We start from the raw sequence: 23,728 nt of genomic DNA, 5'->3' as shown, positions 1-23,728 counted from the left end.
AAAGCTCCTTCAAGTCAATTTATGTCGGAATAATATAGGTAAAACAATGACCATTGCAAAAACTATTCAACGCGTTTCGAGAAGATTTTTGACAATCGTGATGGATTTCATCAGCTCCAAGCCGCTGATAGGTTCATCCGGCCTGAATCGGCCGTCAGCCGTGAGGGTCATAATTCCCTGCCTGCAAATTGTTCTGATCGCATCGAATTGAAAATCGTTTTTCTCCACATCGGATGGAACTGTTTCCTTTTCGAATCGGTGATTTAGCGAAGTCTTTACCTTTAAAAAAAGATACAAATAATACGCAACGTTGCGCCTTTTCATCACATATTCAGGATAAAATTTCCCGTCAGGTAATGGCTCTAATGCTCCCATTATAACCGACCTTTTATAGAAATCTATCATTGGGTGATCGTCCGAAACATCTAAGAAGCGGGTAGCGGTAGTTGCCCCGTCACTTAATTCCCTAAATTCGATGACCATAGAATGCGCAAATTGACCTCGAGTAACCGTAGTCGATTGGTTTAGATTTCTTAACTGTTCGTTTTCAAACGAATTCTTCGGATTATGGACATGTAGGATGGCATTGACCTTTTGGCTCAAGGCAACGATTTTTTCATTGTCTGCGGACAAACTGTCTTCCAATAACCTCTCCAAGTAGTCTGATGCATATTTATAGTTCTCTAACTGGAAATATAACTGAGCCAACATCCATGATGGCTTCCAATAACCTGGAGCTATTTGAATGGATTTTTCAAGATTCACCACTGCATCATTCATTTTTTTCTGATAAAATTGAGCCGATCCGATAAGATAATAAATTTTGGCATCGTTCCGAACGGTCGTCGGAATATTGCTTAAAATAGATTCAACATTTCTATAATCTCCGCGCAAAATCAAGATCTCACCAATTTCGCAGTATGCACTAACAAATGTCGAATCAGCTTCAATGGTTTTTTTGAAGAATTGTATGGCTTTGTCATTGTTGCCGTCATTTTTACTTTTCAGCCCTTTTTGAAAAGAGCTCACGGCAATTTTCTGGCGTTCCGCCCGGGTAAGGTTTGACAAATCGGAACATGAATTCACAAAAAATGAAAAGACGAGGAGTGTGAATGTAATTGAAAAAATCAGATTAGGGCGCATGCAGGTTTTGAGGAATTTTAATAAAATGGAGCGAGAGACGGGACTCGAACCCGCGACGTCCAGCTTGGGAAGCTGGCATTCTACCACTGAATTACTCTCGCATTGACTTTCGGTGAAAATATACTCAGTTGACATAGTATTGTCAATAACCAAAAATATCTCTTGACAAGCGTTATTTATTACTTTATATTGACCAAGCATATCCACTTTGTGGATTTGTATGTTTTTTGTTAAGATGTTTTGTCCCAAGTGGGAAACAGCTCATTAGAGTCTGGTGAATACCTTTACTTTGTGTACTTTTTTTGGACTTGCTTGTCTCGAAAAATTTCCAAAAAATAAGTTTTTATCCATTGTCTCAAAGTGTTATATGGGCGCTTTGAGATTTTTTTTATCCCATAGTTTAACTTTTTCAAGGAGATATCTCATGAATACCAGCAAACTTTACGTTGGTAACCTTTCGTACAAAGCGGACGAACAAACCTTAGCCGATCTGTTTAAACAGGCAGGCGAAGTAACTTCCGCTAAGATCATCGTGGACAAAATGTCCGGTCGTTCAAAAGGTTTCGGTTTTGTCGAAATGGCAACAACCGAAGAGGCAGCAAAAGCCATCGAAATGTTCAACAACTTTTCCTACATGGAAAGACAGTTGGTGGTGAATGAAGCCAAGCCGCAAGAAAAAAAGAGTTTCGGCGATCGCGGCGACCGATTCAGCAGAAGAGATTCACGATAAACGATAAAAAGGAGATATCTCCAGATTATTGATTCGATCGTTACTATCTTTCGTTATAAGCCTCAAAGCTTGCTTTGAGGCTTTTTTTTTGCCTCTGTTTCAATATCAGATGTCTTGAAACTAGCCGATGAATCAACTATATTATTGAAAAATTCCTCACCACTTTGCGGCTATGCGATTCATTAATCTACTGGATTATTTTTTTGTCTTGAGGCCGATCCTTTTCTTTCCCGGATGGACCACCACATTAGCCGGATTTCTCGCTGCAGGTAACACCCAAGTTCACTTGAGTTTTTTCGACGCAAATCCTTCGTTAATCCTTGTATGTATTTCTTCCGCTATGGTCATGGGCGCCGGCTTTATCGTGAACCAGATCAAAGATAAAGAAACAGACCGTGTCAACCAGAAACTGTTCTTTTTGTCAGAAGGTGTCACTCATCAAAAAACAATGATAATAGAAACATGGATATTAATATCATCCTCACTCGCAATCGCCGCATTTATCTCATGGCCAATGTTAGTCATTCACATACTGGCTTTATTTCTGATAACGGTAGCCTATAACCTGAAACCTTTTTCACTCAAAGACCGAACCTTTGGCAGTTTCATCGCCAACTCACTGATGGGAACTTTTGCATTTGCGTTTGGCTGGTATGCACTCGATTCCTCCTTCCTTCTCTTCATTGAAAAATCCTTGCCGTATCTCTTCTTCAATACTGCACTCTACTTTTTGACGACTATTCCGGATGCCGAAGGTGACAAACTTACACAAAAAAAGACCATTTGCGTCGTCTATGGCATTCATACAACAATCTACTGGGCCTTGGGGTTTGAATTAATTGCAATCACCTTGGCCGGAATAACAACGGATTGGCTGATTCTGATTCCATCGGTAATGACACTCCCCCTTTACGTCAGACTCGTAATGTTCAAAAACGTTTCTTCTTCAATTTTAACAATTAAATTTGGGCTATTGTTTTTTTCTTTAATGGTAGGTATTTTCTTTCCATTGTATATCGTACTCATAATTTTGTTTTTCATACTGACTCGGTTTTATTACCGAAGGCGCTTTAACATTATCTATCCTAATTTTAAAGGTGTGTAAAGTCGTGCGAACCTTTTTTTCATATTTTTTTGGAATAGCTGTAACCTTCCTGACTGTAACTTTTGTTCCAATGGAACGCCTTTTAGACGAGATCATGAATACACAAAAGCTGATTGATAATGTCAAATCGGCTAACTTGTATGAAAATCTCTGCCGGCTCACAGTACAAAAAATCGTTGAACAAAAACAGCTTGGGCTCCTGGTAGACACTCCATTGATGCCGGCACAAGACGACGTCCGTAAGGTGATTCAAAAAACATTTCCTGAAGAGTGGCTTCTGAACAACCTATCGGCCTCTCATGCCGATCTGATTGATTTCATCAAAGACCCCGTAACGGATGGACGTTATTTTGTGGGAATCCTTTTAACGGACCGCAAAAATCTACTTTCTGAAAACCTTACCATGCTCATCAAGGCAAAAATGAACAGCCTTCCACAATGCACACATCAGGAACTGATCAAGATGAGTCCAAGTTTTTTAACAATGCGTAAGGGTATGGATATTGATATCAGAAAATTGAATGTAACATGCAGGCCACCCGAGGCCGTTCAGAAATTGCTATTTAAATCACTTCGGATCCAAATTGAGAGGGCGGTTGACTTTTTACCCGACAGCCTTAGTTTGCTTAGGAGCACAAACGGAAAGAATGATCAGATCGGAATTATACGTGAACTAAAATCACTATATCGATTTTCACAAACGTTTGCGGTTTTTGGCTACGGCGTACTGTTGTTTTTCCTTATGCTCATTGTGATCATTAACTACGGAAATTTATCTGTTTTATTGCATCGTCTTGGTTTTCCTTTCGTCCTTTCAGGCATTCTGCTTCCGCTGCCTTTTGCTTTATTATTAGCGAAAAGTAATGATATCTTTTCCATATCTTCGAAACAATTTACGTACGGCGAAGCGGCAGTTGGTTCCGTCAGCTACGAAGCATTGCGCCTTATCGTATTCTTTGTTAAGTCGCTCACGGAACAGTACAGCTGGAACATGATATATTTTGCCGTCATCATTTTTATTATCGGAACCGGGCTTTTCATATGGAGCCGGATCTTGAGGATAACACCTCTATCACCTTTGGATAGCAGAGATGAAACAAATATATAAAGATATTCTCGAATCGTTAGATCGTTACGAAAAGATCGCAGTCGTAACCATCATAAACGCGAACGGTTCGACTCCCCGAAAGGGCGGGGCCAAAATGCTGGTCTTCCCTGACGAAAGTTTTCTCCATTCCGTTGGCGGGGGCATTTTTGAATCCATCGTTATTAAGGATGCTCTCGGTGTTCTGCGCAACGGCAAGACCGTGATAAAAAAATATTCTTTTAACCAGGAAGGCAAATACGCTACCGGCGCGATATGCGGCGGACAAGTGGAGGTGATGATCGAAATGATTACCAATACACCGGATTTATTGATCGTCGGCGGAGGACATGTCGGCAAGGCCCTCGCCAAAGCAGCATCGCTGCTCGATTTTTCTATTACCATCGTCGACGACCGAAAAGAATATGTGGACGTAAATGAACCTGGGCTGAAAATCAATCGAATCCATACGCCGCCGGATTTCAGCGCCATTCCAAAGATCACAGAAAATACCTATATCTGTCTTGTATCTAAAGGTTGCCCAACGGACGAGGCCGCGTTGAGGCGAGTGATAGGTTCGCCCGCCAAATACATTGGTATGATAGGGAGCAAAAAGAAAGTTCAAACTGTGTATCAAAACATGCAAGCCGATGGTTTTCATCCATCCCTATTCGAACGAATCCATGCGCCTATAGGAATTGACATCGGGGGCGATTCGCCCGAAGAAATCGCAGTCAGCATTCTTGCAGAAATCATCAGCATCAAGAACAAAAAAAAATGAGAACCGCCCTTCATGCCTGATATCAACTATAAGCTTATTCAACTGGAAGAAGTTGATTCAACCAATGAATATGCAAAAAAACTTGTGCTGCACGAGGATATTCTGGATACATACGTCGTGGTTGCAAATCATCAAACCCACGGCAAAGGGCGGCTGGGCAGAAAGTGGGAATCCCCGCGGGGCATGGGACTTTGGATTTCAATCATCCTGAAACCGGGAAAGAGCCATGAAGAAATGGTCTGGACTAATTTTATGGTGTCCGTGACCGTTTGTGAAGCGCTCAAGGAACTGACACGGTTGCTGTTTGAACTTAAATGGCCGAACGACATTCTAATTAATGGTAAGAAGATTTGTGGAATTTTAACGGAAACGGTGAACAAGAACAAAAAAGTATTCCTGATCATCGGTATAGGCATCAATATCAATCAGCAAGACTTTCCGGGGCCTCTGGACGGATCGGCAACTTCACTTTTCATTGAAACGCAAACCGTATGGGATCGTTGGGTTATACTCGAGAAAATAATGTCCGGATTTGACGATAACAACATCAATTTAAGTCCAGAAATTATCACACGATGGAAATCGCTATCCGGTATGCTCGGGCATCGGATTACGGTTGTGCAGGGTGATCATACATTTGAAGCAATGGCAACAGACATCGCGAAAGATGGCGCTTTAGTTGTAGAAAGAAACGGAAGAGCTGAAAAACTATACGCCGGGGATGTGCATATATTGGTTAATTAAAAAAATGTTTTCGTCCTACCCTATATCGTTCAACGATATACTGGCTGGCAAGAGATCCAATCAGCAGCGACGATATCACTACAAGCAAATTAAGAATAACAATCTCAATAAATTCTTTTGCATGATCTAAAACAGTGACAATTACCATGACTGTCAGCGCCACAAAAAGTAAAGGCGTTACCCACTTTCGGGCAAAGTAACAAATACGCAGGTGCGGATTATCCCGTTGCATGAATTTACTGCTCCAATCGGTTGTTTTTCCCACTGCGCGAGGCCACAAATAAAGAAAGCCAATAGATTCACATAAACTGATGAAAATATAGTCTTCCATATCACAGCATGTATAATGATTTTATTTAGACTAAATATACAGAATACACGTCCGAGCGGTCACATCTTTTAATGTTCATATCCGATTTAATAGTTTTTTGATCTGTGGACGAATATTTTTGACAACTTGCTGCTCGTCTATGGTTCGTAATTCACGATTCTTCATTACAACCTTACCGTCGACAATTACCGTTTTAACATCTGTGGATCTGGCTGAATAGATAATGCTGGAGTATATGTTTTCTTCCGGCATAGAGTGTACATTTTCTAAGTCCATCAAAACAAGATCTGCCTTTTTCCCAGGTTCAATGCTCCCGATTTCTTTTTCCATTCCAAGCGCGCGTGCGCCCTGGATAGTTGCCATTTCAAATACTTTTTCCGCCGTCAGGGATTTAGGGCCTACTCTGGGTTTTTGAATAAGCGCAGCCAAACGCATTTCCTGAAATATATCCAGATTATTGTTACATGGAGCTCCGTCAGCGCCCAAAGATACCGTAATGCCGCGGTCGAGCATTTCCGGAACGGGAGCAATTCCCGATCCCAATTTTAGATTTGACGATGGGCAATGCAGCACTTTAGTCTGCGTTTCCTGCAGAATATCCATTTCATTCGAATTAAGCCATATGCAGTGAGCAAGACATAATCGTTCCCCGGTCAAATTAATATGATGAAAATATTCAATATTGCTTTTTTGATAACGTCGGACTACTTCGTCAAGTTCGCCCCGATTTTCGGAAGAATGAGTATGAATAAGTAATTTCTCCTCAGCTGCAATATCACGCACTTCACACAAAAGTTTCTCACTGCAGGACAACACAAATCGAGGCGCAAAGGCAAATCGTAACCGTCCATTGGACTTTCCATGCCAGTCTTTTTTAAGACGCAAACTCTCATCGATCGACCATCTCATAGATTCCGTCAGGCTCTTCGGGGCGCCAGCACAGTCATCCATCATGGCTTTTCCGCAAATTGCTCGTATCCCGGATTTTTCGATTTCTTCAAAAACCCGGTCGGTGTGATGAACCGTAGCCATATCCATAATCGTTGTGGTACCGCATTTGATAAGTTCGGTCAACCCGATTCTGGCTGACAAGGCTATCGATTGAGGCGAATGAGCGCCCTCGAACGGCCAGATTTTTATTTTCAGCCAATCAAGCAGTTCAAGATCGTCCGCAAGATTACGAAAAAGGGTTTGACACAAATGCACATGCGTTTGGACAAAACCCGGCGAAACAGTCAACTCCGAGGCATCCATGGTTTTTGCATTTTCGAAATCAGATCGGTTTAAACGTCCAACTTTCTCGATCCTATCACCTTCAATCAGAATATCGCCGCGCAATACTTCACGCGCAGCATTCATGGTAACAATTTTTCCGTTTTTGATTATCCTCTTCACTTGGCATTCCTGTAACGTTGCTTTGAAAATTCGTACATTAAAATTGCGCTAGCAGTTGCGGCATTTAGGGATTCTGCATGGCCGAATTTAGGAATTCTGATCTCGTGCGAACAGAGGCGCTTTATGGGCTCTGAAATGCCGTGCGCTTCATTCCCGATGACAATAACGTTGGACGTATTCGTTTTCTCAAAGTCGGCGGGTGCATTTGGATCGATGGAGGCCGCAAAAATGCTATAGTTTTTTTCTTTTGCCTGCATCAGAAATTGCGGCAAGTCCAGTGACTGACAGGATACTCGAAAAATCGATCCCATGCTGGCCCTAACCACTTTCGGATTATAAATATCTACCGACGATTTACTTAATACAATTTTATTAATCCCAAACCAATCGGCGCTGCGAAGAATCGTTCCTAAGTTTCCCGGATCGTTAATCTGATCTAAAGCTACGATGATGTCTTTTGTTGTAGTAGAAAAATCAATTTCGTTATTTTTTTTTTGATAAATACCCGCAGCAATTCCCTGTGCATTTTCCGTATCGGATATTTTTCGGAATTCTGCAGCATTTGCCTGAAAAGTAATTGCGGAGAATTTGTTCCAGATCGTATTGGCCAGTTGAGGATGTTGTGAAATAAAGTCAGTATGAAGGACTATCCATTCGGCTTTAAATCCACTTTTCAAAAATTCTTCAAAGAGATGAATGCCCTCGATGTGAAATAACCCCGATACTTGCCTCTTTTTTTTGTCCAAAACCGAAGAAAAGTACTGCAGTTTGTTTTTGGTTATCCGCTCAAAAGTCACCATAGCGAACTCAAAGCGTTAGATGGACATGTTGAGTTTGTCAAGCTCGACTCGTAATTGGTCCGGGTCTTTGTAATGAATTGCGTGCATACCGCAATGCCGTGCCGCTTCGACATTTTGCGAACGGTCATCTATAAATACACACTCCTCCGCCTTGCGGTGTGAAATATTTAGGGCGGCACGATAAATCTCAGGATTAGGCTTCATGATGTTAAGATAACAGGAGGAAAAAAACGCTCCGAAATAATTTGGAAGGTCAAAATGTCTGATGCGATGTTCATTGAGTTCTTTGGATTCGTTGTTCAGCGACGCCAAAAAATATTTACCGGTTCCGGCAACTTGCTTGAGTACTTCCAAACCGGGTAACGGTTTCGACTGTTCGAACATCTTTTCCTTAAACTGGTCGTGAGTAAAAATCTGAGGCATTCCAAACAACGTCAGATTCAGATATTCTTGCAGGGAAAATTTGCCGCTTTCAAACAACGCAGCTACTTCGCGGTGCCGGTCGCCGAATTCGTTTAATTCCTCACCTGTACGGATATTAAATTCATTCAGCACACGAACACGCTGCTCGCGATCCCATGCATTGGTCAGTACGACCCCTCCCAGATCCCAGAAAATCGAAGTAATGTTATTCATGAAGAATTAAGTTATTGGCTCGGTTTGGTGACTGCGCATCCAGTCTTGAATATACATAACCACATCCGTTGTAGCAGTTCCAGGGCCGAAGAGTTTTCCCACGCCCATTTTTTCGAGTTCCTCAGCGTCTTTATCCGGGATAATGCCGCCACCGATCAGAAGTATATTTTCAAGTTCCTCTTTTTTCATCTGATCCAGTATTTTAGGAAATAACGTCATGTGGGATCCCGATAAAATACTGACTGCAACTACGTCGACGTCTTCCTGAACGGCTGCGCTCACAATCATCTCTGGAGTTTGGCGTAATCCTGTATAAATGACTTCCATGCCCGCATCCCTAAGCGCACTGGCAATAATTTTAGCGCCGCGGTCGTGGCCGTCCAGTCCCGGTTTAGCTACTAAAACTTTGATCTTCTTATTCATGTATTTAGATTGTTGGTTTAATAAATATTCCATCGAAATATCGTAAAACGCGCCTTAAGGGTTCTTGTTTTCCAAAGCTTCAATTTCCGCACGAAAAACGAGTTTTATTGCCGGTGAATCACTATCGTTTGAAAAAACAGTAAGAGTCTTTTTTTGTATTCCGAATCTGCCTTTTGAATTAAACGTCGTTTTGATTTCTCCCATGCCTTGAGGCGGAATCCGATTGGCGCTCAGCAAAGTGGCAGTACAGCCGCATGAGGCTCTTACCTGCGCTATTTTTAACGTATCGTTGCCGATATTGGTAAAGGTAAATACGTGTTCCACCAATTCGCCTTCTTTGATTTTGCCGAAATCAAACTCCTCCTCGGCAAATTCTATTTTTGCTTTTTTCAAATCCTGAAATAGGGAAATTCCGCTGTGTAACTTTGATTGAAAAACAAAACCCAGTGCACAAAGGGCTACAACAAAACTAATAATAACGATTTTTTTCTTCATGACGGTACCATACGATTTATTGAAGAAAATTACCCCATTCAGAAGTTAAAATCAAGGTATTTTTGGCCATAAACCGGCTATAGATGCTTGAAATTACTGTTGATTTTCGACGTAAATAATTTTATGTTCACATGCACTAAATAGCAAAAAATGAGCCAACAGAATGTCGATCCAGCGAACGGAAGCTATAATTCTTAAGACCATTCCCTATGGGGAAACCAGCAAAATCCTTACCACTTTTACGAAAAATATGGGTAAGGTCAATTTGCTTGCAAAAGGCGCACGCGACGTAAAGAGTAAATACGGCGGATCATTGGAATTATTTACGTACATCTCGGTCATTTACTATGATCGGACAGAAAGAGACCTGCAATATGTCTCAGATGTGAGCGTTATTGATCCGTTTCTACAAATTCATAACGACCTGGACAGAACATATGAAGCGCTGGCTATTATAGAAATGTGCAACCGTTTAATCCACGCCAATGAAGATAATTTGCACTTATTTGACCTTTTGGTACAAACCCTGCAGGGAATTGACCGCGCTGAAAAAAGACCTGTGAACGGGTTATTGTATTTCATGTTGCACGTCGCGACTCGATTAGGATTCACGATGGACTTTGATTCATGCAAAAATTGCCGAGATGTGATGGACCACAAAGAACTGAATTTCAGTGTAGAACATGGCCGAGTGGTTTGCGAATCTTGCCCATCTCACCTGCGGAATGTTTCAGGCGCATTGTTGTCAAAAGAATCGTTGGGTATTATGAGACAGATAGCCCGTTCACACGGCAATGGAATATACAATATTGCGATGTCAGAGAAAGCTTGCAATGAAGTCTACCACTTGCTTCTTAGGCACTTGCAGTATCATATGGAGGAATTACAGAATCTAAATTCGCTTTCTTTTTTGAAATTAGCGTAAAACATGGTTTTTTATATAAATAAAATCACGGTAATTTTTGTCTTTGTTGCAGCGCTCTTCCCAGGGGTTGCCTGTTCCGATTTGACCGAATCCGGCACCGAATCGGTCGGTAAGGATCTGGCCAATCCTGATCAGGAAGGATGGAATTCTAAAGCTGTTTTTACAACCAGAGGCGTGGTGGAGGCGGAACTTTTTTCAAGGCATATGATGCGGTGGAACGCTCAGAAACTGACGACATTCGGGCAAAGTTTGCGAGTAGAGTTTTATGAAAAGGGAAAACATAATGCGACTTTGACCTCCGACAGCGGAGAAGTTCGCGGCGCCACGAATAATCTTTCTGCTTTTGGAAATGTTGTGATCGTGTCCGACAGCGGACTTATGATGCGAACTCAAAAGATTTACTGGGATGACCAGAAACAGTTAGTATTTGCAGACGGTTTTGTGACCCTGACTTCTGCCGAAGACACGCTCAATGGATATGGATTTGAATCAAACAAGGACTTGTCTAATTGGAAAATGAAGAATGCATACGGACAGTCCGCACGGGATATTGATTTGCGAACGGGTTCGATCCGTTCAAAGAACGAGAAAAACGTTCGAAAGCAGGATGATGAAATGGACAAGGAAATGCAGAACGTGCTGAAGGAAAACAAATAATGAGCAATGTATAATGCCTCATGAGATATGATGATCGTTTTTGTGAATAGGCTCCTGTCAGCGCTAATGCTCTTAACATTGAGCTATGAAATGCTGCGGGCTCAAACAAATTCGCCACGGCAAACACAGGAGGAATATAATCCTTTACGGCTTGACGCGGCCGATGAGATCGAAAATCAGCGCATTGACAACAAGGATATTCTCAAAGCTAAAGGCCATGTTAAATTTTCTCAGGACACCCTAACGGCCACTTGCGATCAGGCCGCATTTTTCAGGGATCTTCAGATGGCCATCCTGATCGGTGATGTGGCGCTACATGATCTCCACCGTACGATCTTCTGCGAAAAGGCACGGTATTATGCGAAGCAGAGAAAATCAGTATGCCAGGGCAACGTCGTATTTATTGACCGTTCAACGACGCTGGTCGCGGATTCTTTGATCTATTTTCAGGACATCGGACAACTGTTTGCTTATGGAAATGTGGTAGTATTTGACAGCCTGGAATCCGTTACCATTTACGGGGATGAAAGTTTCTACGATGTACGAAGGGAATATGCCAACGTGAAGGGTCACCCGTATATGATACAATACGACAGCACAAAGTTCAAAGGCCAGAATACGGCTCGCTTAAGCAGGGGTTTGATGTCTAATCCTATATTGGATACCATAGGCAATCCGATCAGATACCGGTCTGAGGACCAGTTATCCGCAAAGGGCCTTTTCGTGGAATCGTTTATTGAAAAAAACAAAGTTATTATCAAGGACAGCGTATCTTTTATTCGAGAGAAGCTCTATACCACATCGCAAAAGGCAACGTTTTTTACAAAAAAAGAAATTTTGTTGCTTGAAGACAAGCCTGCGGCAACTTATGAAAATAATTTAATGACTGGCGACACCATGCAGGTGCAATTTAAAAATAAGGTCATACATACTATTTACGTTAAAGGCAATGGCGAAGCCTCGTCTGAAGCAGACTCACGTGGAAAAAAAACTCACCGTTTGAAAGCCAAAGAAATGACGATGTCCATCGAGGATAATAAGCTGCAAACGCTGGAAGCTCAAGGCAATGCGTATAACATTTATTATCTTGAAAATAATGGCGGCGTTAACGAAATTTCCGGCCCAAAGATCATCCTATATTTTGCACAGTCCGGTAAGCTGGACCGATTTAAAGTTGTGGGTGGAACGGAAGGAACTTATTTTCCTGAAAAATATGAGGATAAAGTTGGGAAAAACTAATTTTGAAAACCAAAATATGGATGCGAACCGTGACACACCTACGAGTCGCGCGTCTGCGCATACCGTTGAATTATCAGCAGATTACATTGACCACCAGCGTGAAGCAAAGAAAACCTTGCGCGCAGAAGCTCTTGTTAAGAAATACGGCGGTCGAAGCGTAGTGAACGGCGTTGACGTTCAGGTTACTCAGGGAGAAATCGTAGGGCTGCTCGGCCCCAACGGTGCGGGAAAAACTACGACGTTTTATATGATCACCGGCATGATCAAGCCTAACGTCGGCCGAATATTTCTCGACGAAAAAAATATTACCAAAATGGCAATGTACCGCCGGGCGCGCATGGGCATAGGCTATCTGTCTCAGGAAGCATCCATATTCCGAAAATTGACTGTTGAACAAAACATCATGGCCATTCTGCAGACTTTGGATATTTCGCGACAGGAACGTAAGCAGAGACTTGAACAATTACTGGAGGACATGACGATCACGCGCATTGCGAAGAACAAAGGGTATTCGCTATCGGGAGGCGAGCGACGCAGAACCGAGATTGCGCGGGCGTTAGTGACCAATCCCCGATTCTTACTTCTGGACGAACCGTTCGCAGGCATAGATCCTATCGCCGTTGAAGATATCCAATCCATTGTAAAAGAATTGCGCGAGCGCGGCATTGGGATTCTGATTACTGACCATAATGTTCACGAGACGCTCGCTATTACCAATCGCGCTTATCTGCTTTTCGACGGCAAAGTGCTGAAAAGCGGTTCAGCCGAATATTTAGCAGATGATCCCGAAGCGCGTAAATTATATCTTGGCGATAAATTCAAGCTTAGACATTAAGGAGAAACTGACAGATGTCCCAGGGTATGAAACAGGTTTTGAGCCAGCAGATGAAGATGACCCCGCAGCAGATATTGCTGTCCAGTCTGCTACAATTGCCTCTACAACAGCTTGAACAAAGGCTCAAACAAGAACTTGAAATGAACCCCTTATTGGAAGAAGCTCAGGAACTTGAAGAAGTTGTCGAACAAGAAGAGGAATTGGAACTCGAAGAAGAAGAAAAACAGGAACTGCTGCAGAAACAGGAGAAAGACGAAAAAGAGAGGGAAGAAGAACAAATCAAGGCTGAACGTGAAAAAGAACGTAAAGAAGAGGAAGAGGTTGATTGGGATAAATTTTTGAATGACGAGAATAATTTTGAAGTGCGAACGCCTCGCGATTTTAGCAGTGAAGAAGACGAGTCGGAATGGATCCAGCCCGATCAAAAGACGCTGGCGGATTTTCTTATAGAACAGCTTCGATTTACTCCGCTGAACGAAAAAGAACGCGAGATCGGCGAATACATTATTTGGAATATTAACGAAGACGGCTACCTCATGTTTGATGAGCCGGTGCTTGAAAAATCAAAGGCCGAAGAAATTAAAAGTTTTGCCGAAGCGGCGGACGATTTCAGAGACGACCATATATCGTTTATTCAGGAAAACAACACGTCTCAGCCGGTTCAAAACGAGTCTGAAATTCAAAAAAAAGGTAAACCAAATGCCAAAATTGACCCTATTCAGGCCATTGCAGAGGAATTGCAAACAACAAATGCTGAGATTGAAAAAGTTTTGAAAGTAGTGCAATCATTGGATCCCCCGGGCATAGCTGCGCGCGATCTAAGGGAATGTATTCTTATTCAGCTAGAGAGATCAAAAACGGGATTTTATGACGATGGGATTTCGTTATCCATCCAAATCATAAACGAAGCATATAACGACTTCATCAATCGCCGTTATGACAAAGTCAGCCGGCAACTCAAAATACCTATGGAATCGATTAAAAACGTTATCGGATACATACTGCAACTTAATCCCAAGCCGGGCGATGGTTATATTAAGCCGGAACAAAACTATATCACACCGGACGTTCTCATCAAGAAAGTGAACGACAAATTTGAAATCATTTTAAACGATTACGGCGTTCCTAATTTACGTATTAATCACGCTTATAAAAAAATGATGCTGGAAAAGAACAAAGAAAAAAAGGAAGCAAAAGAATTTATCAAAAATAAACTAGAGGCTGCTAAATGGCTTATCAACTCCATTTACCGCCGCCGTGATACCATCTACAGAACCGTGGAAACGATCGTCGACATTCAGAAAGACTTTTTCGAAAAAGGGAGAGAATTCATCAAACCCATGAAGCTTGAAGATGTTGCTTTAAGAATCGGCATGGATATATCCACGATCAGTAGAGCAACGAATGGAAAGTACGCGCAGACGGACTACGGGGTTTTTGAATTAAAATATTTCTTTTCGACCGGTATGGTCAATTCCGACGGCGAAGACATCTCTACCAAACAGATTAAAGTTCTATTAAAGCAGGTCGTTGACGAGGAAGATAAGAAGAAACCATTGAGTGACGAGGATCTGGCAAAAATACTCACCGAACGCGGCACGCCGATCGCACGGCGAACCATTACAAAGTATCGCGAGCAAATGATGATTCCGGCCGCCCGTTTAAGAAAAGAAATATGATTTTATTGAAAGAATTTCAGTTCCAGATAAGTTAAACCGGAGATATGCATGAGAATTGTCGTTACGGGAGGCGCCGGGTTTTTGGGCTCACATCTGTGTGACCGCTTGCTTGCAGAAGGACATGAGGTTATTAGTATTGATAATCTGATCACCGGCAGCATTGCTAATATCGAACACATCCGAAATGAGAATTTCACTTTTATTTTCTATGATGTAACTAATTATCTTTATGTGGACGGGCAGGTTGATTTTGTTTTTCATTTTGCCAGCCCGGCAAGCCCGATCGATTATTTGGAATTGCCGATACAAACCCTTAAAGTCGGATCACTCGGAACACACAAGGCGCTTGGGCTGGCTAAACATAAAAACGCCGGCTTCCTATTAGCATCCACTTCCGAAACGTACGGCGACCCCTTGATCAATCCGCAACATGAAGAATACTGGGGCAATGTTAATCCGGTCGGGCCGCGCGGCGTTTACGACGAAGCAAAACGTTTCGCGGAGGCCATGACCATGGCCTATCACACATTTCATAAAGTGGACACGCGAATTGTACGTATATTTAATACCTACGGGCCGCGTAACCGCGCCAATGACGGACGTGTCGTACCGTCCTTTATCAATCAAGCTATTCGTAACGAACCCATTACCGTTTTTGGCGAAGGCAAACAAACGCGTTCGTTTTGCTACGTCAGTGACCTCATCGACGGTATTTACCGGTTGATGAAGTCCGACGAACATTGGCCGGTCAATATAGGCAATCCAAACGAGATGACTATTCTGCAATTTGCAGAGATTATCATTGAACTAACCAATAGTAAAAGTAAAATTATTCATAAACCTCTCCCACAGGACGACCCGGCTGTGCGCCGTCCGGATATCAGTAAAGCAAAAAGAGTTCTGGGATGGGAACCGAAAGTTGATATTCGGGACGGTTTAAGTAAGACGATAGAATTTTACCGGGCGCTGATGAATAGGAAGTGATTAATTCATATTTGGCGTTCGTTTACGCAATTGTGCAAAAAAATCCTTGAGAATAGACGAACATTTATCTTCCATGACCCCGCCGATCAATTCTGCGCGGTGATTGAGTCTTTCGTCCTGAACAATATTATAAAGCGACGCACATGCCCCTGTTTTTGCATCGTACGCTCCGAATACGACCCTATCCATTCGCGCCAGCACAATCGACCCTGCGCACATAACGCAGGGTTCGAGGGTCACATACAGCGTAGCGCCATTCAGCCACTTAGAACCGATCGTTGCAACGGCCGAAGTAATAGCTATCATTTCAGCGTGAGCCGTCGGGTCTTGGAGCATTTCAATCTGATTGTATCCCCTGCCAATAATTCTATTTTCAAACACGACTACAGCGCCTACTGGGATCTCATTTTTTTTGTATGCATTTTCGGCTTCTTTAAACGCAAATTGCATCCATGCATCATGTTCACTCATCGAGATTTAACGTCCAGCTTTAAATGATTTGTATTAACGGAATGAAGATAGTAAACACCTCTTTCTTTTACAATATTAATTACCACTGGACTATATAATTAGAATACAAAAAACATGCTGATGATACCGCGTCGTATGCGTGCGACTATTTATCAAAAAATGAGTTGCATTTTTAAGATAAAATTAACACTATTTGGCATTCCAGTTTTTAGTTTCTTTCGGACAAACCATATAATAATAATAATTTACAACTAAATTTGTTATTAGGCATGTTTGTTGTCACTTTACGCTGTAATGTGAGAAGTTAATTAATTTATTCGAATTAAATTTTGTAGAACTTACATAGTCGTAAGAAAGATTTTTCAATGGAACAAATTGGTCTGAACAGCAATGTATTTGCCGGCGGTAAAATATTCCATATCCAGACTGCAGGTAATATCTCGGGTCTGACAATGCAGTCGGAAATATTTGACGCCGGACGCGTGGTAACGGTTCACAGAAAGAAGCTTGACGATGGAATGAAAAACATTACCGAAGAAGATTTCAAAGAAACGGTAAGCTCTTTTCATCAGGACATTGCGTGGGAAATTGAATTACTTTTCTTCATCCGCGATAAAATACGGACCGTTAAGCATTCCATTTCGCATAATAAGATGGGGCTTCTTTTCATGCGCAAAGGATTGATGGACGAAGCGATTGTAGAATTTGAGCATGCCGTTGAAAAAAACCCTGAATTAGTAGAATCATACAACAATCTGGGCATGGCTTTGTCTCAAAAAGGCGACTTATCCGATGCAATTGATATCTTAAAAAAAGCAGTAGGCATGGAGCCGAACTATGCCGATTTAAGAAATAACCTTGGAATTGCATTAGGCAAATGCAAGAAATATGAAGAAGCCATGGCTGAATTGCAGACGGCGCTGAAAATCAACCCTAATTATCTTGAGCCGCAACTAAATATTGCGACCTTGTTATTGGAAAGTGTAAAAAACAGCCCTGAAGACAGAAATCTCCCCCCTGTCGCAATTCGAATTAGCAGAGTGATTGAGAGTTTGCAGAATCTTGTAACCACTGTTCCTGAATTTTCGGGTTACCGGTTTTATACTTACCGTATTGAAAAAACTATAAAACTCTTGCAATCGGATCAGTTGCCACAAGCCATTGAAACAATTAGAGAAATTAAAGATGCCATTCAGAAGCCAAATCTGGATGAAACGATCCACGGATTTTATCTTAAGTTTCTGTTTGGCGGCGCCGGCAAAGACGAAAAAGTGTTGTTAGATTATAGAAAACGTTTGGAAAAAGGCGTTGAAGAAAATCCAAAATATGCCGATCTGCATAACTCACTCGGAACGGTCTATTTGATCCAATGTCGTAATTTATTTATTAAAGCGATGACACAATTCAAAAAAGCCTACGAAATTAATCCATCATACAAAAGCGCTTACAAAAATTTCCGGCTGGTTCAGAATGATGGGCGCGAATTTTTAAACTTGCTCCGGGCCATTCTGAAATAGAATGACATTATTTTAACGCCTGTGATACTATGTTCTTGTAAGATCGGTGTCATTTTACTAAATTGGAAATCAGTCGGTAGCTGGTAAGTAACAATTAAAGTTGCATTTCTCTTGGGGCATATGATGGATAATGATATTCGCGTACTTTTAGTTGAAGATTCCATTTCTGAAGCAAAGTTGATCGTCAGTTCTCTTTTGTCATCACAGATACTGTTCAAGCTGAAACAAGTTGCAGCTGAAGATGAGCTGAAAGAACAACTTAAAGGGTTTAATCCCGATATCGTGATATCTAATTACAACGTTGCATCGCTGAACGGCCTGAAAGCGCTAAAAATAGTTAAAGAACATTCCCCAAAAACCCCGGTCATTATTCTGACCCTTCCCAATAACGAAGAAACTGCAATAGCCTGTTACAGAAACGGCGCATCAGACTATATTTTCAAGAATGAGCTCGAACTGCTGGGCCCGGCGATGCAACGCGCACTACTGAAGTCTAAATTTCCAGAATCTTACGAAATTCTCAATGAAAACGATAAACGCAGCATTGATACTTTCGAGTTGATCGACCATACCATTTCAGATATGCTCCTCATTCTTGATTCGCAGGGGCATATCACCTTTGCTTCATCATCTTATCACCGGATACTGAACAATAAAAAGATCGAAACCGGGTATGATTTTTTTTCTGATGTTCATCCCGGCGATCGTGGTTTGACCCTCCAGACTTTTCATGACGTTCTAAAAGGCGACTCCGACAAACGGATCGAATATCGGCTGATTATTCAAGACGATGAATATAAACATATCGAATCGCAATGGAATGCGGCTGTAGATGAACTTGGCCATGTTCGACAAATTATCCTTGTAGCGCGAATAATCACTAAACGTAAACGAGCCGAAGAAGCGCTGCGAGAAAGCGTTAAACATTTCAGAGCATTGCTCGAAAATATCTCCGACGCTATTTCACTCATCAATCCGTACGGCATCGTACTATACACCAGCCGTTCGACAAACCGTGTGCTGGGTTATTCTGCAAATGAATTTGTCGGAACCAATGTATTTGACCTGATTCACACCGACGATCTCTCGACTGTGTTGGAACAAATGACCGTTTTAAGAAAAAAGGAAGGCAGCGTACAATCGCTGCAGTTTCGAATCAAACACAAAGACGCGTCCTGGCGATGGATGGAGGGTGTAGTAAATAACCTGACACATGAACCCAGTGTACAGGCCATCGTATTTAATTACAGGGACATCACGGAGAGAAAAGAGGCAGAAGAGGCTTTCAGAGAAAACGATAAACGATTCCGGGCTTTAGTTGAGAACAGTTCGGATGCCTTAATACTCATTTCCGGTGACGGCATAATTTCATACGTAGGCCCATCTTTTTCGCACATTGTCGGCCATTCCCAAGAAGAAACATTGACGGTCAATTTATTCCAGTTCATCCACCCCGATGATAGAAAGCAAACTGAATCATTGTTTAATGAACTGCTGAAACGGCCCAGACACATACTGACGATACAGTTCCGAATGTTTCATAAGGACGGTTCCTGGCGATGGATGGAGGGCGTGGCCAATAATCTTTTGACCGAGCCTAGCATTGGAGCAATCGTTCTTAATTTTAGAGACATTACAGACCGAAAGAAGGCAAATGAAGCTTTGGCAGAAGAAAAAGGCCGTCTATTAGTCACTTTACGGTCGATCGGCGAAGGAGTGATCACAACGGATATTTTGGGACGAGTGATGCTAATGAACAAAAGCGCGGAGTTGATCACGCAATATACGCAGGAAGAAGCGTTTGATAAACCGATTCGACAGATCCTCCCTCTCAGATCCATCAAAAGCGAAGAGTCTATTGACCATCCCGTTGACAAAGTTCTAAAGACCAAACGAATTGCCGATGCCGCTGATCATGTATTAATCATGCATAGAAACAAAGAACGTCACATTATCACCGACAACGCCGCGCCTATTCAGGATAAAGACGGTAACCTGCTTGGCGTGGTGGTTGTTTTCCGCGACACTACGGATCGTTTGAAAATGGAAGAAGAACTTCTGAAGGCGCGGAAAATCGAATCCATCGGAATACTGGCCGGCGGGATTGCGCACGACTTCAATAATATTTTATCGGCAATTCTTGGCAACATTTCCATGTCCAAAATGAAACTGGAACACGGGAATAAAGAAAAATCACTTGAACTTTTGATACGCGCCGAAAAGGCGTCGGAACGAGCGCGTGACCTTACGCAGCAATTATTAACTTTTTCAAAGGGCGGCGCACCGGTAAGAAAAACCTCAAGCATTTCAGACCTGCTTCGTGATTCGGCTAATTTTTCCTCTGCAGGTTCGAATGTCCGGTGCGAGTTCGCGATCTCCCCTAATCTCTGGCAGGTCGATATGGATGGCGGTCAAATGAGCCAAGTCATCAATAATTTGATCATTAATGCCCGACAGGCCATGCCCAATGGCGGTGTCGTCACAATAGAGGCGCTGAATATTATTTTCGACTCGGACAATACAAAATACGGTGTCCTTCTGAAAAAGGGAAATTACATAAAGATCGCCGTCCGTGACCAGGGTATGGGAATAGCACCGGAGAATCTACAGAAAATATTTGATCCGTATTTTACGACCAAAAAGACCGGGAGCGGATTAGGACTTGCAACATCATATTCGATTATTAAGAATCATGAAGGCGCAATCACTGCTGAGTCGATCTCCGGTAAAGGCACCACTTTTATCATTGTGTTACCCGCATCTAAGAATATTATGCCGGTACAAAAGGTTCAGGAAAGCCGCCCGGCGCCGGCTCACGGCAAAATATTAATCATGGACGATGAAGACATCATAGCAGAGATGAGTGAAACTATGCTTACGGAACTCGGTTATCAGGTTCGCACGGCAAAGGACGGAAAAGAAGCTATCGAAATGTACATCAAGCATAAAAATGCGGGGTCGCCTTTCGATGTTGTTATCATGGATCTGACTATTCCGGGCGGCATGGGTGGAGAGGAAGCAATCAAGCAATTGATAGACTTCGATCCAAACGTAAAAGCAATTGTTTCCAGCGGCTATTCCAACGATCCCATTATGGCAAACTACAAGAATTTCGGATTTACAAACGTGCTGACAAAACCCTACCAAATCAGGGAACTTGCTCGAATAATAGAATCGGCATTTACAGACAATTCAACCTTATGATCAATCCATAAGTTTTCTCAATCCAGCAACGCCGCTAATGGTCAACTATTTGCGTAAGCATGTCCTTTTTTTGGTCCAAACCTGACAACTCTTAACCCTCCAAACTTTTTTCATCCTAAATAATGCTTTGAATTAAAATCCAAAGATCATTAAATTATTCCTGATGTTCAGTGAGAGGTTTATTTATGAACAAATTTGACACGGAAGTTCATCTCAGTAGAGAAATGGGCCTCACACAGGGAGATAGAACATATACGAAAAGTCAGAACTTTAGAAAAGCTGGAATTAAAGCAGTATAGAGTATTATTACCTCTTTCAAATGTTGAATCGGTGATCGGTCTAACGCACATTGCCGTGGCTATTGCAAAGAAATCGAAGGCTGAAATACTATTTTTGCATGTTGACGAAGTCAGAGAAAAAGTCCGCTAGTTGCCGAGATAAGCGACCATGTGAGAATTAAGCCGCTTTTTGATCCTGCCAATGAGGTCGCCGCCAAACGAGAACGTTGCTGCACGGTCAATCCTGAATGTATCATACAGGATATCTCAGGGTATTGTGAATACGGCCGAGGAACAAGAGTGTAACTTTATTTTGGTCGGAAGGCGAAAACATCCGGATTTTTTTGAAAGATTTTTTTCATCGATCATTGAAAGCGTTATTCGTAAATTTCCAGGGGAGGTTGCCGTTTTACACGGTATTCTTGAACGTCAAAACATCAACCTTTACAATTGATATACACACCATTTTGGCAACCGAAATTGCTCCTGCGTTAATAGACTACTTTAAGTGCAAGCTAACTATTCTTTTGGTATATGATCCCGAAACAACCTTAAGTGAAAGAGTGGAAAGAGAATCAAAAGTCAAAGAACTGATTGTGGAAAATTCACTTGTCGCGGATGTTGTGATCATCAGGGACGCTGACATTGTCAAGACCGTTGTTGATGAATTTAGGAAAGTAGATCTCATTCCGATGGGCGGATCGACGGGAGAGTTTCTGGAACTTTTATTCGGTCGTTCGGTTTCGCAGGAAATAACTGAACAAGCGGCATGTCCGGTTCTTTGGGTAAAAGAGTACGAAGAAAGGGAGCCCTTGTGGAAACTATTATTAAAATCACCAAAGAAGATAGGAGTTTAAAATGGATAACAATTTAGAAAGTCTGTTTCTCGATTTTGGAAGACAGATAATCAATTATTTGCCAAGCCTATTAGCTGGAATTATTTTGTTATTAATTGGTTGGCTAATTGGATGGCTTGTAAAGAGGATAGTTGTTCAATTGCTTGTAGTATTAAGATTTGAAAAGCTGTTTATAAGATTACAGTGGCGACAAGCAACTGTCTAAAGCCGACGTAAGATACGCCGTTTTCAATTTAATTGGGAATGCGATTTTTTTTGTTATTTTTCTAATTTTTCTCAACTCCTCCCTCGATGCGATGAAACTTACAGCGCTGTCCGGCCTAATCCAACAATGCGTGGTTTTTATCCCAAAGCTAATTACAGCGCTGCTAATTTTTGGATTAGGTTGGATTATTGCATCACGCACCTCTTCAACCGTTTATAATGCACTGCTTAAAGAAAATTTTCCTCAATATTCAATCGTTTCCCGTCTTGTTAAATTTGTTGCGATCCTTTTTTTTTTCGTCCATGGCTTTGGTTGAATTAGATATTGCTCCGTTGATCGTTACTATTGGATTTACTACAACTATTATAACGCTGGGAATAATTCTTATCGCGCTAACTGTATATAGGGATAAATCATCGTTCAATGCCCTTTTTAATATTGGCGATAAAAAATAGAGCGCGCATAAATATTGACTGGCCTGATTGAATTCATGAGTCAATGCGCAGAGTCAGCATTATATATTGGGAAACTGCAATTAACCGGGGATTGGTTAGACGGGCGAAACTATAATGTTAATAACAATTAAAACTTTCCTATCACTATCCGATTAAGGTTCATTTTGCCACAGTCTCAGTTCTTTATTATCTTTCTGCAGCCTAAATAATGTTTTGTATAATAATCTTCAGATAACTCAGAGATCGTAACGCCAACGGTTGTGCTCGCATGAGCAAATTTACCGTCACCGACCCAGATGCCTACGTGGGATGCCCCTTTTGACCCTTTATATGTATTTTGAAAAAAGACCAGATCACCAAATTTCAGGTCTTTCTGCGTGATGGGTTCTCCGGCGCTATACATTTCTGCGGATTGTCTTGGCAGATCTACATTTAACACTTTCTTGAATACCGATCCGACGAACCCGGAACAATCTGTCCCCTTTCCTTTTTCCACCATACCAAATCTATATGGAGTACCTATCCACGATTTTATCTCGGCCATCATTGCATCTTGCTTATCTTTCGTTAATGCCCCGCCAGTATAAATCATCGCCGCGGCTGATCCGGTGACGGCAGCTTGCTGGCCTGTATTTTTTGTTCCGATATCCAAACTGTCCGCTCGAAACCATCCGGGTTTACTTAATCCAGAAGTTGCCCCGTCACCCGCCCTCTTGATCGAGCGATAAACGGGCTGCGGAGTGCAGTTGAAGTGC

The 23,728-nt window shown here is 42.0% G+C and carries 26 protein-coding genes and 1 tRNA gene; 17 read left to right on the top strand and 10 right to left on the bottom strand.

What is annotated here, in order from left to right; all coding sequences use genetic code 11:
- Positions 1–66: 66 nt before the first annotated feature.
- On the bottom strand, positions 67–1,143 hold the full coding sequence (locus F9K33_05235) for a hypothetical protein (GenBank protein KAB2880405.1): 1,077 nt from the start codon (positions 1,141–1,143) through the stop codon (positions 67–69).
- A 26-nt stretch (positions 1,144–1,169) separates the two neighbouring features.
- Positions 1,170–1,244, bottom strand: a tRNA-Gly gene (locus F9K33_05230).
- Between the two features lie 323 nt (positions 1,245–1,567).
- Between F9K33_05230 and F9K33_05225 the strand changes: the two genes are divergently transcribed.
- From F9K33_05225 to F9K33_05205, 5 genes are all read left to right on the top strand, one after another.
- Positions 1,568–1,873: an RNA-binding protein gene (locus F9K33_05225; GenBank protein ID KAB2880404.1), complete on the top strand. Its 306-nt coding sequence runs from the start codon at positions 1,568–1,570 to the stop codon at positions 1,871–1,873.
- Positions 1,874–2,045: 172 nt separating this feature from the next.
- Positions 2,046–2,978: a hypothetical protein gene (locus tag F9K33_05220; GenBank protein ID KAB2880403.1), complete on the top strand. Its 933-nt coding sequence runs from the start codon at positions 2,046–2,048 to the stop codon at positions 2,976–2,978.
- Positions 2,979–3,072: 94 nt separating this feature from the next.
- Complete coding sequence (locus F9K33_05215) at positions 3,073–4,086, top strand: hypothetical protein (protein KAB2880402.1); 1,014 nt, start codon at positions 3,073–3,075, stop codon at positions 4,084–4,086.
- Complete coding sequence (locus tag F9K33_05210; protein KAB2880401.1) at positions 4,070–4,843, top strand: hypothetical protein; 774 nt, start codon at positions 4,070–4,072, stop codon at positions 4,841–4,843. Before F9K33_05215 ends, F9K33_05210 begins: the two co-directional genes overlap by 17 nt.
- Before the next feature lie 12 nt (positions 4,844–4,855).
- Positions 4,856–5,587, top strand: coding sequence for a biotin--[acetyl-CoA-carboxylase] ligase (locus F9K33_05205; GenBank protein KAB2880400.1), 732 nt, complete (start codon positions 4,856–4,858; stop codon positions 5,585–5,587).
- Here F9K33_05205 and F9K33_05200 read toward each other — a convergent pair.
- The 6 genes from F9K33_05200 to F9K33_05175 all read right to left on the bottom strand — a co-directional run bounded on the left by F9K33_05200 (position 5,580) and on the right by F9K33_05175 (position 9,667).
- The gene (locus F9K33_05200; GenBank protein KAB2880399.1) at positions 5,580–5,918 is read right to left on the bottom strand and encodes a hypothetical protein; all 339 of its coding nucleotides are present in this window, start codon (positions 5,916–5,918) and stop codon (positions 5,580–5,582) included. The two genes, F9K33_05205 and F9K33_05200, sit on opposite strands and share 8 nt — an antisense overlap.
- Positions 5,919–5,993: 75 nt before the next feature.
- Complete coding sequence (locus tag F9K33_05195; GenBank protein KAB2880398.1) at positions 5,994–7,313, bottom strand: 5'-deoxyadenosine deaminase; 1,320 nt, start codon at positions 7,311–7,313, stop codon at positions 5,994–5,996.
- A complete protein-coding gene (locus F9K33_05190; GenBank protein KAB2880397.1) occupies positions 7,310–8,113 on the bottom strand; it encodes an RNA methyltransferase in 804 nt (267 codons plus the stop codon). Before F9K33_05190 ends, F9K33_05195 begins: the two co-directional genes overlap by 4 nt.
- Before the next feature lie 15 nt (positions 8,114–8,128).
- Positions 8,129–8,749 (bottom strand): HAD family phosphatase, encoded by a 621-nt coding sequence (locus F9K33_05185; protein KAB2880396.1) that lies wholly within the window; start codon positions 8,747–8,749, stop codon positions 8,129–8,131.
- Between the two features lie 6 nt (positions 8,750–8,755).
- Positions 8,756–9,172 carry a cobalamin B12-binding domain-containing protein gene (locus tag F9K33_05180; GenBank protein KAB2880461.1) on the bottom strand — a complete coding sequence of 139 codons (417 nt, stop codon included), beginning with the start codon at positions 9,170–9,172 and terminating at the stop codon, positions 8,756–8,758.
- A gap of 54 nt (positions 9,173–9,226) precedes the next feature.
- On the bottom strand, positions 9,227–9,667 hold the full coding sequence (locus F9K33_05175) for a DUF1573 domain-containing protein (GenBank protein KAB2880395.1): 441 nt from the start codon (positions 9,665–9,667) through the stop codon (positions 9,227–9,229).
- Positions 9,668–9,830: 163 nt separating this feature from the next.
- Here F9K33_05175 and recO point away from each other — a divergent pair, with 163 nt between their 5' ends.
- The 6 genes from recO to F9K33_05145 are packed head-to-tail and all read left to right on the top strand — an operon-like array spanning position 9,831 to position 15,986.
- Positions 9,831–10,592, top strand: a complete 762-nt coding sequence (recO, locus tag F9K33_05170) for a DNA repair protein RecO (protein KAB2880394.1) — start codon at positions 9,831–9,833, stop codon at positions 10,590–10,592.
- 3 nt (positions 10,593–10,595) lie between these two features.
- A complete protein-coding gene (lptC, locus tag F9K33_05165) occupies positions 10,596–11,249 on the top strand; it encodes an LPS export ABC transporter periplasmic protein LptC (GenBank protein KAB2880393.1) in 654 nt (217 codons plus the stop codon).
- Positions 11,250–11,276: 27 nt separating this feature from the next.
- On the top strand, positions 11,277–12,488 hold the full coding sequence (locus tag F9K33_05160; protein KAB2880392.1) for a hypothetical protein: 1,212 nt from the start codon (positions 11,277–11,279) through the stop codon (positions 12,486–12,488).
- Positions 12,489–12,504: 16 nt separating this feature from the next.
- On the top strand, positions 12,505–13,323 hold the full coding sequence (gene lptB / locus F9K33_05155; GenBank protein ID KAB2880460.1) for an LPS export ABC transporter ATP-binding protein: 819 nt from the start codon (positions 12,505–12,507) through the stop codon (positions 13,321–13,323).
- Between the two features lie 14 nt (positions 13,324–13,337).
- On the top strand, positions 13,338–15,002 hold the full coding sequence (rpoN, locus tag F9K33_05150) for an RNA polymerase factor sigma-54 (GenBank protein KAB2880391.1): 1,665 nt from the start codon (positions 13,338–13,340) through the stop codon (positions 15,000–15,002).
- A 48-nt stretch (positions 15,003–15,050) separates the two neighbouring features.
- Positions 15,051–15,986, top strand: a complete 936-nt coding sequence (locus F9K33_05145) for an SDR family oxidoreductase (protein KAB2880390.1) — start codon at positions 15,051–15,053, stop codon at positions 15,984–15,986.
- Here F9K33_05145 and F9K33_05140 read toward each other — a convergent pair whose 3' ends face one another.
- Positions 15,987–16,457: a nucleoside deaminase gene (locus tag F9K33_05140; GenBank protein ID KAB2880389.1), complete on the bottom strand. Its 471-nt coding sequence runs from the start codon at positions 16,455–16,457 to the stop codon at positions 15,987–15,989.
- Positions 16,458–16,822: 365 nt separating this feature from the next.
- Between F9K33_05140 and F9K33_05135 the strand changes: the two genes are divergently transcribed.
- The 6 genes from F9K33_05135 to F9K33_05110 all read left to right on the top strand — a co-directional run bounded on the left by F9K33_05135 (position 16,823) and on the right by F9K33_05110 (position 22,834).
- Positions 16,823–17,974 carry a tetratricopeptide repeat protein gene (locus F9K33_05135; protein ID KAB2880388.1) on the top strand — a complete coding sequence of 384 codons (1,152 nt, stop codon included), beginning with the start codon at positions 16,823–16,825 and terminating at the stop codon, positions 17,972–17,974.
- A 120-nt stretch (positions 17,975–18,094) separates the two neighbouring features.
- Positions 18,095–21,178, top strand: a complete 3,084-nt coding sequence (locus F9K33_05130) for a PAS domain S-box protein (GenBank protein KAB2880387.1) — start codon at positions 18,095–18,097, stop codon at positions 21,176–21,178.
- 480 nt (positions 21,179–21,658) lie between these two features.
- A complete protein-coding gene (locus F9K33_05125) occupies positions 21,659–21,910 on the top strand; it encodes a hypothetical protein (GenBank protein KAB2880386.1) in 252 nt (83 codons plus the stop codon).
- A gap of 109 nt (positions 21,911–22,019) precedes the next feature.
- Entirely contained in the window at positions 22,020–22,313 is a 294-nt protein-coding gene (locus F9K33_05120; protein KAB2880385.1) for a universal stress protein, read from the top strand.
- A 1-nt stretch (position 22,314) separates the two neighbouring features.
- Positions 22,315–22,518: a hypothetical protein gene (locus tag F9K33_05115; GenBank protein KAB2880384.1), complete on the top strand. Its 204-nt coding sequence runs from the start codon at positions 22,315–22,317 to the stop codon at positions 22,516–22,518.
- Positions 22,519–22,609: 91 nt separating this feature from the next.
- Positions 22,610–22,834: a hypothetical protein gene (locus F9K33_05110; GenBank protein KAB2880383.1), complete on the top strand. Its 225-nt coding sequence runs from the start codon at positions 22,610–22,612 to the stop codon at positions 22,832–22,834.
- 314 nt (positions 22,835–23,148) lie between these two features.
- On the opposite strand, the gene F9K33_05105 is transcribed toward F9K33_05110, so the two are convergent.
- Entirely contained in the window at positions 23,149–23,565 is a 417-nt protein-coding gene (locus tag F9K33_05105; GenBank protein ID KAB2880459.1) for an NlpC/P60 family protein, read from the bottom strand.
- Positions 23,566–23,728: the final 163 nt, after the last annotated feature.

Source organism: bacterium (assembly GCA_008933615.1).
GTDB lineage: Bacteria > CLD3 > CLD3 > SB21 > SB21 > SB21.
This window is presented reverse-complemented; position numbering and strand designations above follow the sequence as displayed.

What these genes read in the sequence shown, in the direction of transcription:
- F9K33_05235 (KAB2880405.1), bottom strand. Translation starts at nt 1,143, where the DNA reads ATGCGCCCTAATCTGATTTTTTCAATTACATTCACACTCCTCGTCTTT.
- F9K33_05225 (KAB2880404.1), top strand. Translation starts at nt 1,568, where the DNA reads ATGAATACCAGCAAACTTTACGTTGGTAACCTTTCGTACAAAGCGGAC.
- F9K33_05220 (KAB2880403.1), top strand. Translation starts at nt 2,046, where the DNA reads ATGCGATTCATTAATCTACTGGATTATTTTTTTGTCTTGAGGCCGATC.
- F9K33_05215 (KAB2880402.1), top strand. Translation starts at nt 3,073, where the DNA reads ATGAATACACAAAAGCTGATTGATAATGTCAAATCGGCTAACTTGTAT.
- F9K33_05210 (KAB2880401.1), top strand. Translation starts at nt 4,070, where the DNA reads ATGAAACAAATATATAAAGATATTCTCGAATCGTTAGATCGTTACGAA.
- F9K33_05205 (KAB2880400.1), top strand. Translation starts at nt 4,856, where the DNA reads ATGCCTGATATCAACTATAAGCTTATTCAACTGGAAGAAGTTGATTCA.
- F9K33_05200 (KAB2880399.1), bottom strand. Translation starts at nt 5,918, where the DNA reads ATGGAAGACTATATTTTCATCAGTTTATGTGAATCTATTGGCTTTCTT.
- F9K33_05190 (KAB2880397.1), bottom strand. Translation starts at nt 8,113, where the DNA reads ATGGTGACTTTTGAGCGGATAACCAAAAACAAACTGCAGTACTTTTCT.
- F9K33_05185 (KAB2880396.1), bottom strand. Translation starts at nt 8,749, where the DNA reads ATGAATAACATTACTTCGATTTTCTGGGATCTGGGAGGGGTCGTACTG.
- F9K33_05180 (KAB2880461.1), bottom strand. Translation starts at nt 9,172, where the DNA reads ATGAATAAGAAGATCAAAGTTTTAGTAGCTAAACCGGGACTGGACGGC.
- F9K33_05175 (KAB2880395.1), bottom strand. Translation starts at nt 9,667, where the DNA reads ATGAAGAAAAAAATCGTTATTATTAGTTTTGTTGTAGCCCTTTGTGCA.
- recO (KAB2880394.1), top strand. Translation starts at nt 9,831, where the DNA reads ATGTCGATCCAGCGAACGGAAGCTATAATTCTTAAGACCATTCCCTAT.
- lptC (KAB2880393.1), top strand. Translation starts at nt 10,596, where the DNA reads ATGGTTTTTTATATAAATAAAATCACGGTAATTTTTGTCTTTGTTGCA.
- F9K33_05160 (KAB2880392.1), top strand. Translation starts at nt 11,277, where the DNA reads ATGATGATCGTTTTTGTGAATAGGCTCCTGTCAGCGCTAATGCTCTTA.
- lptB (KAB2880460.1), top strand. Translation starts at nt 12,505, where the DNA reads ATGGATGCGAACCGTGACACACCTACGAGTCGCGCGTCTGCGCATACC.
- rpoN (KAB2880391.1), top strand. Translation starts at nt 13,338, where the DNA reads ATGTCCCAGGGTATGAAACAGGTTTTGAGCCAGCAGATGAAGATGACC.
- F9K33_05145 (KAB2880390.1), top strand. Translation starts at nt 15,051, where the DNA reads ATGAGAATTGTCGTTACGGGAGGCGCCGGGTTTTTGGGCTCACATCTG.
- F9K33_05140 (KAB2880389.1), bottom strand. Translation starts at nt 16,457, where the DNA reads ATGAGTGAACATGATGCATGGATGCAATTTGCGTTTAAAGAAGCCGAA.
- F9K33_05135 (KAB2880388.1), top strand. Translation starts at nt 16,823, where the DNA reads ATGGAACAAATTGGTCTGAACAGCAATGTATTTGCCGGCGGTAAAATA.
- F9K33_05130 (KAB2880387.1), top strand. Translation starts at nt 18,095, where the DNA reads ATGATGGATAATGATATTCGCGTACTTTTAGTTGAAGATTCCATTTCT.
- F9K33_05125 (KAB2880386.1), top strand. Translation starts at nt 21,659, where the DNA reads ATGAGGTCGCCGCCAAACGAGAACGTTGCTGCACGGTCAATCCTGAAT.
- F9K33_05115 (KAB2880384.1), top strand. Translation starts at nt 22,315, where the DNA reads ATGGATAACAATTTAGAAAGTCTGTTTCTCGATTTTGGAAGACAGATA.
- F9K33_05110 (KAB2880383.1), top strand. Translation starts at nt 22,610, where the DNA reads ATGAAACTTACAGCGCTGTCCGGCCTAATCCAACAATGCGTGGTTTTT.
- F9K33_05105 (KAB2880459.1), bottom strand. Translation starts at nt 23,565, where the DNA reads ATGATTTATACTGGCGGGGCATTAACGAAAGATAAGCAAGATGCAATG.